Here is a 12056-nt window from a genome sequence, read left to right on the forward strand (position 1 = left end):
CGCGACGTACCCGCCGCTAGCCAACTCATCGGGTGGTCCTGTTGACGGCACCGCGCTCGGTGCTCTGCTCGCCGCGCTCGCGAGCCTTCTTGGGATTGAACTTGCGCTGGCGCGGGTCGAACGCATCGCGCAGACCGTCACCAATGAAGTTGATGGTCAACGCAATGGTCACAATGAACACACCGGGCCACCAGAACAACCAGGGACGGGTGGCGAAGGCCGTCTGATTCTCACTGATGAGGCGCCCCAATGACCAGTCCGGCGCTTGGATACCGAGGCCCAGATAGGACAGTGCCGTTTCCAGCAGAATTGCCGAGGACATCAGCAGCGTGATGTTCACGGTGATCACGCCCACGGTGTTGGGCAGGATGTGTTTGAAAATGATGCGACCGCTGGACGCGCCGGCCAATCGAGCGGCGTCGACGAACTCGCGCTCGCGCAGCGACAGGAACTCGCCGCGCACGAGTCGAGCGAGTGGCGGCCACGACGCCGCACCGATCAACAGACCCAGCGCAATGACCGTGGCGGTCGTCGGCAGGCCCGTGGAACGAACGTAGGAGATGGCCAAGCGACCCAGCAGCGCGGCCAGGATGACCAGCGGGATAATGATGATCACGTCGGTCAGGCGCATCAGGATGGCCTCGGTCCAGCCGCGGAAGTAGCCGGAGAGGCCACCGATCACGGTGCCCAGGAGGCCGGCCATCACACCCACCACAACCATCACGATCAGGGAGTACTGCGTTCCCTGCATGGTCATGGCGAAGAGGTCACGGCCCAGGTTGTCCTGACCGAATGGATGATTTCCCAGCCCGGGGGGCAGTAACGACAATGTGGGTCGGCCACCGTCCAGCAGCGTTCCCGTGGCATCGGGATCCCACTTCCACCAGCCCGGGACGGGACCCACACCGATGGAGGTCACCGACAACAACACGACGAACGTCAGGACGATCAAAGAAATGACCGCTCCGGTGTTGCCGAAGAATCGTCGACGAACCAGCTGCCCTTGGCTCTTGCCCTGGACGTCCTCAGCTTTGACGACGGCGGGGTCCACCGGTTCTTTGACGTTGATTGGTTCTTGCTGGCTCATGCTTTCACCCTCACGCGCGGGTCGAGAACGGAGTACACGAGGTCGGCAATGAGGTTGAACACCATTGCCACGATGCCCGTGATCAAGAAGACGCCCATCACGGGGTTGGGATCCACGTTGCGCACTGCGGTGACGAACAACTGACCCATACCGGTGAACGCGAAGACCGACTCCGTGATGATGGCCCCACCGATGAGAGCTCCGATGTCGTAGGCCACCAGTGTGGCCAACGGGATCAATGCGTTACGGAAGGCGTGCCGCATGACCACCGTGCGTTCGGACAGGCCCTTGGCCCGAGCCGTACGAATGTAGTCCTGACCCATGATCTCGAGCATGGATGCTCGCGAGTACCGGGAATAGGACGCCAGCGCCAACAGCGTGAGCGCAATGGTCGGCAGCAACAGGTGGGTGAAGCGGTCGATGCCCGTGATCCAGAAATCACCGGTCAGGCCCGGGGTGGATGCGCTGGCCGTCGCAATGGGGCGGCCGCGGATGTGCCCGGAGTCCAAGTAAGCCGGCCAGGACTGCATGAAGCGGTCCAGGATGATCAGCAGCGCCACGAAGAATCCCGTGATTCCGGCCACCCGCATACCCTGCCCGCGGTCATAGCCGCCGGCGAAGTACCCAATGGCCGCGCCGATGGCGATCATGACCAGGCACAGGATGATCACGGTCCACAGGCCGGCCCCTCGGAAGAAGCCCTGCACCGGGAAGTAGGCGATCAGGCCCACCAGGACCGTGGCCAAGCCCGCATACAGGGCCCGCTTATTACGCAGCCCGGAAATCAGGATGGTGGTGATGACGGCCACCAGAACGCCGGTCAGCAAGATCAGCGGGATCCCCAGGAACGGCGCGGTCAACCAGTTGGTCACCAGAACGAAGTACACGATGCCCGAGGTCACCAGGAAGCCCAGGACACCCATGAGGATGCGGGTCTTCGTGCGCCCGAAGGACACGAGGTACCAGATGAACCCGGCCACCACGCCAATGGCCGCAATGGTGCCGATGGACATGACCGGGTCCTGTAAGAAGTCATTGAACGATATCGCCACAATTTCTTTGAGCAGCACCGCCAACCAGAAGCTGGGAAGCGAGAAGCACAGGAACGTGAAGAACGTGACGCCGTAGTCCAAACCGGAGTACTGGCGCAGCGCCGACACGATGCCCAGCGTAATGCCGATGACGATGGCCAGGATGGTTCCCGCGGTCACCAGCATGATGGTCTGGCCCATGGCGAACAGCAGAAGCTGGGTGACTTCCAAACCGTCACGCGTCACGCCCAGACTGCACATGTCCGAGAACGGAACCAGGCAGCCGAGTGCACCGCCGAGCCACGTGAAATACCGCAAAATGGGCGGCTGGTCGAGGTTCAGTGAGTCAATACGGTCCGGAATCAGTTGGGCCGCGTTCGGATGCCCATAGAGGTCCCAGAGGGGGTCGCCCGACGCCGCGGTCATGATGTACACGATGAACGAGGCGCCCAGAAGAATCAGAATGGCTGTGATGAGCCGGCGAAGAATGTAAGAAATCATGTCGCTGCCTTGAGAGTGCGTAGTCACGGCCGCTGTGCGGGCCCGGTCTCCCGAACCCGCACAGCACGTCCGTGCGGGCGGATTCAACTCATGCGAGTGAGCGAATCACCCTTACTTACGCGACCACTCCCAGAGGTTCCAGAAGGCACCGTCCTGGTTGGGCTGGTATTCCACGCCTTCGACGTCCTCGGACACGCCGAAGAAGCCCGGGTTCTGGAACAATGGCAGGCCGTAGGCATCCTCGAAGGTGTGCTTGTCGATCTCGACCATTTGATCCACGCGGGACTCATTGTCCAGGTTGGAGCGGGCCTCATCCACGAGCTTGTCCACGTCGGGGTTGGAGTAGTCGTTGTAGTTACCGCCGCCCCCGGTCTTGAAGATCTGGGACAGCACCTCGGTACCCACGCCCGGGGAAACCCAGCCGAACAGCGACGCCTCGTAGTCACCGTCGGGCAACTTCTCGGACCAGCTCGGATCGCCCAGGTCCTCGACCTTGAAGCCGGCCTTCTCGGCGGACTCCTTGATCAACTGGAACGAGTCGACGCGCGCGGGGTTCTCGTTGTTGTACAGGATGCGAACGGTCGGGGTCTTACCGTCGAGCAGCTCCTTGGCGCCGTCGATATCGACCTCACCGTAAAGGTTCTGCGCTTCGTTGCTCCCCGTGGCCTTCTCGTACGGTTCGCCCTGGCTGGAGACGAACATCTGGGAATTCAAAACGGATGCTTCGTCGGTGACCGGCTTGATCAGCTGATCAACGATTTGTTGGCGCGGAATGGTCTTGAGGAAGGCCTCTCGGACGTCCTTGTCCTTGAACGTTTCGGTTCCGAAATTGAGATCCACGTGGTCGTAGGACAGGTCCTGCCCCTGCAGCACATTGACCGAGTCAATTTCCTTCACCTGGTCAATGGTGTCCTTGTTGACACTCACCGGCGCCATGATGTCGACCTCGCCGTTGCGCAAGGCCTGAATCTGAGCAGTGGAATCACCGATGAAGCGAACGGTGATCTCGTCCAACTTGCCTTGGTGCTCACCGTTGTACTGGTCGTTCTTGACCATGGTCAGGGAGCTGCCCTCGACAATGTCCTTGATCTTGTAAGGGCCGTTGGACAAGAGCAGCTTGTCGTTCTCGGGGGTCTTGGTGAAGTTGAAAGCGGTGTCCCACGCCTCGCCGATCTTGGCGAGGTCGGCATTCTCCTTGGGGCTTTCCGGATCCCCCTTGGGCGAGTCCTCCAGCACGGTGAGCAGCTCATCCTCGGTCATACCGGCCTCTTCGGCAACCACGTGAGCGGGGTGCAGATAGTCCTGATCCATGGCGATCTCCCAGTCGGCCTGGGGCTCGTCGTACTTGAGGGTGAAGGACTTCCCGTCCTCGGAGAACTCGGGAATGTCCGTGTGGCCCAGAATGTCGGTGGACCCGGCAATGGTGAAGTAATCCTTGCCGGTCTTGGCTTCTGCATCGCCGTCATCGTAGTAACCGGAACTGGTGGCCCACCAGAGCATCACGTCGGCCTTGTCGATCTTGTTGCCGTCGGACCATTGGGGATCGTTCAAGGTGTATTCAACGGTCAGCGGATCATCAGAAGTTTTCTCAAAGGTGCCGAACCCTTCATTACGCTGGATTTCCTGGGAGGGATTCACATACATGAAACCTTCGCGGGTACCCGTGGCCACCTTGCCATTGATGTCCAGATTGGCCTTGGTGTACCCGGGGTTGGCGCCGGTGAAGGCATTGGTCTCGGCAATGGTGAGCACGCCACCCTCTTGCCCGCCGCCGTTATCACCACCGCTGGTTTCTTCTCCGCCGCCACCGCCGCCGACGTTCGCGCAGCCGGTCAGTGCCAGTGCGGCGATGGCCGCAACTGAGACGGCTGCCTTGCCTTTAAAGGTGTATTTTCCCATGACGTTTCTCTCCTGGTGTGGTGTTCACGATCGGTGGAGCACCACGGTGTGCTTCCACCGCGAGTTGATTAAGGCGAGCGTGAGGTGTGTTTCACCTCACAATGATTGATAGGTTACCGGTCGTCCATCACGAACACGGTGCATCGACGACCGTGTTCAACGAATAAGCGGCATTTGTTACCCAAAGGTCACAAACCGGAAACACCACGCCACCGAGGGAGACGATTCCGGTTCGGGCCACGGCAGCTATCCCGCTCAACTGTCGGTGTGACTACGCTGTTCACAAGAGGCACTAACGACCCGGAGGAAGCGCCATGACTCAACATCCGCAAGAACCCGCACAACCTCGCCGTGAGTCATCGGACTCCGGTGTCCGCTACGAAACCGGGACCGGGCACCCGGGCGAGCGCACTGCTGCGCGCGACCGCGCGACGTCGGCGTCGGCGGCAGCACCTCGGGACGAACGACAGGACACGCGGACGGCGCGGGCCACCGACCCCACGCTGGACGGTCCCAAGAAGGCCGGCGTGTCCGGCATTGTGTGGGCCGCGCTGATCCTGGGTGTGATCATCCTGATCCTGCTCCTGATTTTCATCATCCAGAACAACGTGTCCACACGATTCGAGTACATGGCGTGGCAGTTCAGCCTGCCCCTGGGCGTGGCCATGCTGCTGTCAGCCGTGGCGGGCGCCCTGGTCATGGCGCTCGTGGGATCGGTGCGCATGTTCACGCTGAGTCACCGCGTCCGCAAGCTTGAAAAGGAACGCGCGCGAATTCAAGACACCCTCGACCGGTAACGAGTCATGACGCCCCCGCCACGCGCCACCGTTGAAACCGGCTGAGCCATGACCACCGTGGCCGTCTACCTGGTGGTGGTCATGGGGCTGGGCGCATTCGCGCATGTGATTCGGCTACCCCCGCTACTGGGCTTTCTGGCTGCGGGGTTCATCCTCAACGGACTGGGTGTGCAACGGCTGGACGAGCTGGAACTACTGTCCGAGCTGGGCGTCACGCTCCTGCTGTTCGGTATCGGGCTGAAGCTGGATCTGCGCACCCTGCTCGGCAAAGAGGTGTGGGCGGCGGGCACCATTCACATGGCCGTCAGCGCCGTGGGTGGTGCCTTAATGCTGTGGCTCATGATGCTGGCCGGCCTGGAGTTGGCCGGTGAAACGCCGGGGACGGTCTTCCTCGTGGCCTTTGCGCTGTCCTTCTCGTCCACCGTGTTGGTCGTGAAGATTCTGGATGAGCGCGGCGAGTCCAACTCCTTGTACGGGCGGGTGGCCGTGGGCATTCTGGTCCTTCAGGACATTGCTGCGGTCCTGTACCTCACCATCTCCAGCAGCCACCTCCCCTCCCTCTGGGCGCTTCTCGTGCTCGCATTGCTGTGGCCCGTGACCAGGCTCGCGCGAGTGTTGTGGTCCCGATTGGGGCACGGGGAGCTGCTGGCCTTGTTCGGTGTGGTCATGGCGTTGGTCCCGGGATGGTGGGCCTTCACGGTCACCGGGCTCAAGGGTGACTTGGGTGCCCTGCTGGTCGGTGTGCTTCTGGCCTCACACCCCCTGGCACGTGACCTCGCCAAGTCCATTCTCACGGTCAAGGACCTTTTGCTCGTGGGCTTCTTCGTGAGCATCGGCTTCTACGGGCTACCCAGCGTGGAAATGCTCGTCATGGCCGTGATCCTGTGCCTGTTGATCCCCATGCAGTCGGCGGCCATGGCCGCCACGCTCACCCTGTGCGGATTACGACGCCGCACGGCGGTGCGCGGGGCCCTCGCCCTGGCCAACTATTCGGAGTTCGCGCTCATCGTGGGCTCGACCGCCGTGGTCTCCGGGCAGCTCGACGACGACTGGCTGGTCATGCTCGCCTGCGCCGTGGCGCTCAGCTTTGTGGTCTCCACCGTGCTCAACCGCCGCGGCAGCATGATCACCAACGCGTTGCTGCGCGCAGTTCCCGAGGCGCCCCAGGACAAACTCCACCCGGAAGACAGGCCACTGGACCTCACCCGCGCGGATGTCCTGGTGATGGGGATGGGCCGGGTGGGCACCGCCACCTATGACGAGTTCACCGCCACGACCTCGCACAAGGTGGTCGGCCTGGAGATCGATCCCTTGCGGGCGCACCACCTGTGGGGGCGCGGCTACGACGTCGAGAACGCCGACGCCACGGACGCGGACGTGTGGGACCGGATCTCGGCCACCGGGCACGTGAAAATCGCCGTGCTCGCCATGCCGTTCCATGACGCAAATCTTTCCGCGCTGAAGGAACTGCACCACTCCGATTTCGCCGGACGAGTGGCCGCCGTGGCCCAGTACGAGGACCAGGTCTCGGAATTGGAGAAGCTCGGTGTGGACACCGTGATCAACCTGTATTCCGGTGCGGGATTGGCCCTGGCCGTGGAGGCCCAGGAGGACTTGGAGTACCCGGACAACTGACCCCCGCCCCGCGTAACCCGCTCGACCGGATCCGGCGACCGAGGATGCGTGAAACCCTCCGGGTGTGGTGACGGCCACGGGGTAGGCTGGAGGGCAGTCCAGTGACCGTCAAACCAAGGAGTCATTGCCCCATGCCCAAGATCATTTACACCAAGACGGATGAAGCGCCCCTGCTGGCCACTTATTCCTTCAAGCCCGTGGTTGAGGCCTTCGCTTCCACCGCCGGTGTCGAGGTCGAAACCCGGGATATTTCCCTGGCCGGCCGCATTGCCGCCCAGTTCCCGGACCGTCTGACCGAGGAACAGCGCGTGGCCGATGCCCTCACCGAATTGGGCGAACTGGCCAAGACCCCGGAAGCCAACATTGTGAAGCTTCCCAACATCTCCGCCTCCATCCCGCAGCTCAAGGCCGCCATTGCAGAGCTGCAGGCCGACGGCTACGACATCCCGGATTACCCGGAGGAGGCCGTGACGGACGAGGACAAGGACATCCGCGCCCGCTACGACAAGGTCAAGGGTTCCGCCGTGAACCCCGTGCTGCGCGAGGGTAACTCGGACCGCCGCGCTCCCAAGGCCGTGAAGAACTACGCCAAGAAGCACCCGCACTCCATGGGTGAGTGGTCCGCGGACTCCAAGACCAACGTGGCCACCATGGGCGAGAACGACTTCCGCTCCAATGAGCGGTCCGTGGTCATGCCCGCCGATGACACCCTGAAGATCCAGCTGGTCACTGGCCAGGACACCGAGGTGCTCAAGGAATCCGTGCCGGTTCTCAAGGGTGAAGTGGTCGACGCGACCTTCATGAGCGCCTCGGCTCTCGACGAGTTCCTCAAGGCCCAGGTGGCCCGCGCCAAGGAAGAGGACGTGCTGTTCTCGACCCACCTAAAGGCCACCATGATGAAGGTCTCCGACCCCATCATTTTCGGCCACGTGGTCAAGGCGTTCTTCCCCGAGGTCTTCGCCCAGTACGGCGATCAGCTGGCCGCCGCCGGCCTGTCCCCCAACGATGGTCTGGGCGGGATTCTCTCCGGCCTGGCCAACGTGGCTGACGGTGACAAGATCAAGGCCGCCATCGAAGAGGGCATCACCAACGGCCCCGAACTCGCGTACGTGAACTCGGACAAGGGCATCACCAACCTGCACGTGCCCTCAGACGTGATCGTGGATGCTTCCATGCCCGCGATGATTCGCACCTCCGGCAAAATGTGGGGCCGCGAGGGCCAGCAGGAAGACACCCTGGCGGTGCTGCCGGATTCCTCCTACGCCGGTGTGTACCAGGCCGTGATCGAGGACTGCCGCGCCAACGGCGCCTACGACCCCACCACCATGGGCACCGTTCCCAATGTGGGTCTCATGGCGCAGAAGGCCGAGGAGTACGGTTCGCACGACAAGACCTTCGAGATCGAGAAGGCCGGTACCGTGCAGGTCGTCAACCAGGCCGGCGATGTTCTGCTGTCCCACGAGGTTCGGCCCGGTGACATCTGGCGCGCGTGCCAGGCCAAGGACGCCCCCATCAAGGACTGGGTCCAGTTGGCTGTTCGTCGTTCGCGCGATTCCGGCATGCCCGCCGTGTTCTGGTTGGACGAGTCTCGCGCCCACGACCGCAACCTCATGGAGAAGGTCAACCAGTACCTGGCGGACGAGGACACCGACGGTCTGGACATCCGGATTCTCTCCCCCGAGGACGCCACCACGTTCACGATCGAGCGCATCCGCCGCGGCGAGGACACCATCTCCGTGACCGGCAACGTGCTGCGTGACTACCTCACCGACCTGTTCCCCATTCTGGAACTGGGCACCTCCGCCAAGATGCTGTCCATTGTTCCGCTGATGAACGGCGGCGGCCTGTTCGAGACCGGTGCCGGTGGTTCCGCTCCCAAGCACGTCCAACAGCTCGTGGCGGAAAACCACTTGCGGTGGGATTCGCTGGGCGAGTTCCTGGCCCTGGCGGCTTCCTTCGAGCACCTGGCCACTCGGTACGACAACCCCAAGGCTCAGGTTCTGGCGGACACGCTGGACCGCGCCACGGGCACGTTCCTCAACGAGAACAAGTCCCCGTCCCGCAAGGCCGGCGAGCTCGACAACCGCGGTTCGCACTTCTACCTCGCCCTGTTCTGGGCCGAGGAACTGGCCAAGCAGACCGAGGACCCCGAGTTGGCCAAGGCCTTCGAGAAGGTTGCTTCGGAACTGCGCGCCAACGAGGACACCGTCCTCACGGAGCTGCTCGAGGTCCAGGGTTCGCCCGCCGACATCGGCGGCTACTACTGGCCCAGCAACGAAAAGGCCTCCAACGTGATGCGCCCCTCGGCCACGCTGAACAAGATCGTGGATTCGCTCAGCGCCTGACCGCCTAGCGCGTTCTAAGATCGACGACGCCGCCGCGTCGCCTCTTCGGGGGCGGCGCGGCGGCGTGGTTGTGGCCTACTTGCTACCACGACCCTGACCCGTGAGAAATCGGGTATGAAAAAGAGGCGGGACCCTAAGGCCCCGCCCCCTCACCGGGAGTGCTTAGGACAAGACGTCCGCAACGGCGTCGTAATCGGGCTCGTTGGTGATCTCGTCCACGAGCTGGGTGTAGACCACCTTGCCGCTCTCGTCGAGAACGACCACCGCACGAGCCAGCAGACCCTCAAGCGGGCCGTCGCTCTGAACCAGGCCGTAGTCCTCACCGAAGTTCGAGCGGAAGGCCGAACCGGTGGTGACATTCTGGATGCCCTCGGCGCTGCAGAAGCGATCATGGGCGAACGGCAGGTCCTTGGACACGCAGACCACTGCGGTGTTGTCGAAGGACGCCGCGCGCTCGTTGAACTCCCGCACGGACTGGGCGCACACGCCGGTGTCCAACGAGGGGAAAATGTTGAGGACCACGCGCTTGCCCGAGAAATCCTGGGACGTCACGGGGCTGAGATCGGAGCCCACCAGGTCAAAGGTGGGCGCTGTGGTGCCGGAGTCCGGCAGTTCGCCGGAAATGTGGACGGTGTTTCCCTGAAATGCGGTAGTTGCCATGTCTTCATTGTGCTGTGCGCCACGCGTCATGTCAGCACCTTGGGCCATCTTTAGCCGTGCGCTGAACTTCCCGCTGCTAGTCTCGAAACCATTGCACGTCCGCGTAACCGGCGTCACGCCGCGCCTCAGGAGGATCCATGAGTCCAGCACCCGTCAACGTTGCCGTCACCGGAGCCGCAGGCCAGATCTGTTACAGCCTGTTGTTCCGCATCTCGCAGGGCGAGCTGTTCGGTCCTGATCAGCCGGTGCGCCTGCAATTGCTGGAGATTCCCCCCGCCCTGGGCGCGCTGGACGGCGTGGTCATGGAACTCATGGACTGCGCTTTCCCGCTGCTGGCGGATGTGCAGACGGGTGATGATCCGGAGCAGGTCTTTGACGGCGCCAACCTGGCATTTCTCGTGGGTGCCCGCCCCCGGACCAAGGGTATGGAGCGCGGGGACCTGTTGGAGGCCAATGGTGCGATCTTCACTGCCCAGGGCGCAGCGTTGAACAAGGCAGCGGCAGACGATGTGCGCGTGGTGGTGACCGGTAACCCCGCGAACACCAACGCGTTGATTGCGCAGCAAAACGCTCCGGACGTCCCCGCGGATCGTTTCAGTGCGCTGACCCGTCTGGACCACAACCGGGCCATCTCACTGCTGTCCCAGCAGACCGGTGCGCCTGTCACCGACATCAAGCGCATGAGCATTTGGGGCAATCACTCCGCCACGCAGTACCCGGATCTAAGTCACACCACGGTGGCGGGCAAACCGGCCCTGGAGCTGGTGGATCACTCGTGGGTGGAGGAGGAGTACATCCCCCGGGTCGCCAAGCGCGGGGCGGAAATTCTTGCGGCACGGGGTACCTCGTCCGCAGCGTCCGCCGCCGGTGCGACCATTGACCACGCCCGGGACCTGTTCTGCGGCACGGAGGACGGCAATTGGACCTCCATGGCCGTGGTCTCCGACGGTTCCTACGGTGTCCCGGAGGGTCTGGTCAGCTCGTTCCCGGTGACCACGTCCAACGGTGAGTGGTCGATCGTGGAAGACCTGGATGTTTCGGCCTTCTCCCGCTCGCGCATTGACGCGTCCGTGGCCGAGCTCGAATCGGAGCGCTCGGCCGTTCGGGACTTGGGTCTGATCTAGGTTCAGCGGCCGAGGGCCTCGTGGAACATCTCTTCGGCGTCTTGGGAGAACGGCACGAAAATGACGGTTTCCACGGACGTATCCGTTTCCCGCACGGTGCGCACAGCAATTTCCGTGGCGTTGTCCAAGGGCCATCCGTAGATTCCGGCGGAGATGGCGGGGAAGGCCACGGATTTCGCGCCAATCTCGTCCGCCACTCGCAGGGACTCCCGATAGCAGGAGGCCAGGATGTCGCTTCGATCGGTTTTCTTGGCGAACACGGGACCCACGGTGTGGATCACCCATTGCGCGGGAAGGTTGTACCCGTCCGTGGCCACGGCCCGGCCCGCCGGAAGGCCGTCCTTGAGGGTGGTTTCGCGCAGCTGCTTGCACTCTTCCAGAAGTTGCTTGCCCGCCGCGCGGTGAATGGCGCCGTCCACTCCCCCGCCTCCGAGCAGTTTGGAGTTGGCGGCGTTGACAATGGCGTCTACGTGCACCTTGGTGATGTCACCTTTGACAATTTGAACGTCCATGAGTTCACCCTACGCCGCCGCCCGGCGAACACCGGGGGCTGCAGGCTTGGCCGTCTGCGTTGGGGCTGTCTACGCTGAAGCCATGGCTGATCTCCCTATTTTTGACGATTCCCAGGTGCAGACCGTTTTGTGCGTGGTGGCCCACCCGGATGATATGGAGTACGGCGGTTCCGCGGCCGTTGCCCGATGGGTGGAACACGGCGCACACGTGTCCTACCTACTGCTGACCGCGGGCGAGGCCGGCATCCGGGGCAAGGATCCGAGCGAGGTCGGCCCGCTGCGGTCCCGGGAACAGCGGGAGGCCTGCGCGGCCGTGGGAGTTGAGAACCTCACCATCCTGGATCTGCCGGACGGCATGCTCGAACACGGGCTGGACCTGCGCAGGCGCTTGACCCCTGATCTTGGACACGCGGAATCCAGCACGATGCTGGGAGAAGCGAGAATCCAAGGATGGCCAGGAAGAAC

General features: G+C 63.0%; 10 protein-coding genes. 5 read left to right on the top strand and 5 right to left on the bottom strand.

Going from position 1 to position 12056, the window contains the following annotated elements; genetic code table 11:
• Positions 1-25: 25 nt before the first annotated feature.
• From ABEA06_RS12555 to ABEA06_RS12565, 3 genes are all read right to left on the bottom strand, one after another.
• Complete coding sequence (locus ABEA06_RS12555; protein WP_312396563.1) at positions 26-1087, bottom strand: ABC transporter permease; 1062 nt, start codon at positions 1085-1087, stop codon at positions 26-28.
• Positions 1084-2619, bottom strand: a complete 1536-nt coding sequence (locus ABEA06_RS12560; protein WP_345311684.1) for an ABC transporter permease — start codon at positions 2617-2619, stop codon at positions 1084-1086. Before ABEA06_RS12560 ends, ABEA06_RS12555 begins: the two co-directional genes overlap by 4 nt.
• A 111-nt stretch (positions 2620-2730) precedes the next feature.
• Positions 2731-4518, bottom strand: a complete 1788-nt coding sequence (locus tag ABEA06_RS12565; RefSeq protein ID WP_345311685.1) for an ABC transporter family substrate-binding protein — start codon at positions 4516-4518, stop codon at positions 2731-2733.
• Between the two features lie 314 nt (positions 4519-4832).
• Here ABEA06_RS12565 and ABEA06_RS12570 point away from each other — a divergent pair, with 314 nt between their 5' ends.
• The 3 genes from ABEA06_RS12570 (at position 4833) to ABEA06_RS12580 (ending at position 9295) form a co-directional block, all read left to right on the top strand.
• Positions 4833-5315: a LapA family protein gene (locus tag ABEA06_RS12570; protein ID WP_303382583.1), complete on the top strand. Its 483-nt coding sequence runs from the start codon at positions 4833-4835 to the stop codon at positions 5313-5315.
• A 48-nt stretch (positions 5316-5363) separates the two neighbouring features.
• Positions 5364-6950 carry a cation:proton antiporter family protein gene (locus ABEA06_RS12575; protein WP_345311686.1) on the top strand — a complete coding sequence of 529 codons (1587 nt, stop codon included), beginning with the start codon at positions 5364-5366 and terminating at the stop codon, positions 6948-6950.
• Between the two features lie 131 nt (positions 6951-7081).
• On the top strand, positions 7082-9295 hold the full coding sequence (locus ABEA06_RS12580; RefSeq protein WP_345311687.1) for an NADP-dependent isocitrate dehydrogenase: 2214 nt from the start codon (positions 7082-7084) through the stop codon (positions 9293-9295).
• Between the two features lie 162 nt (positions 9296-9457).
• Here ABEA06_RS12580 and tpx read toward each other — a convergent pair whose 3' ends face one another.
• The gene (tpx, locus tag ABEA06_RS12585; RefSeq protein ID WP_303382586.1) at positions 9458-9955 is read right to left on the bottom strand and encodes a thiol peroxidase; all 498 of its coding nucleotides are present in this window, start codon (positions 9953-9955) and stop codon (positions 9458-9460) included.
• Positions 9956-10092: 137 nt separating this feature from the next.
• Here tpx and ABEA06_RS12590 point away from each other — a divergent pair, with 137 nt between their 5' ends.
• Positions 10093-11079, top strand: coding sequence for a malate dehydrogenase (locus ABEA06_RS12590; protein WP_345311688.1), 987 nt, complete (start codon positions 10093-10095; stop codon positions 11077-11079).
• 2 nt (positions 11080-11081) lie between these two features.
• Here ABEA06_RS12590 and ABEA06_RS12595 read toward each other — a convergent pair whose 3' ends face one another.
• Positions 11082-11591: an O-acetyl-ADP-ribose deacetylase gene (locus tag ABEA06_RS12595; RefSeq protein ID WP_312396425.1), complete on the bottom strand. Its 510-nt coding sequence runs from the start codon at positions 11589-11591 to the stop codon at positions 11082-11084.
• An 82-nt stretch (positions 11592-11673) separates the two neighbouring features.
• Here ABEA06_RS12595 and ABEA06_RS12600 point away from each other — a divergent pair.
• On the top strand, positions 11674-12056 hold a 383-nt coding region (locus ABEA06_RS12600; protein WP_345311689.1), incomplete at its 3' end, for a PIG-L deacetylase family protein.

The sequence above is a fragment of the Kocuria gwangalliensis genome, from assembly GCF_039544365.1.
Classification (GTDB): domain Bacteria; phylum Actinomycetota; class Actinomycetes; order Actinomycetales; family Micrococcaceae; genus Kocuria; species Kocuria gwangalliensis.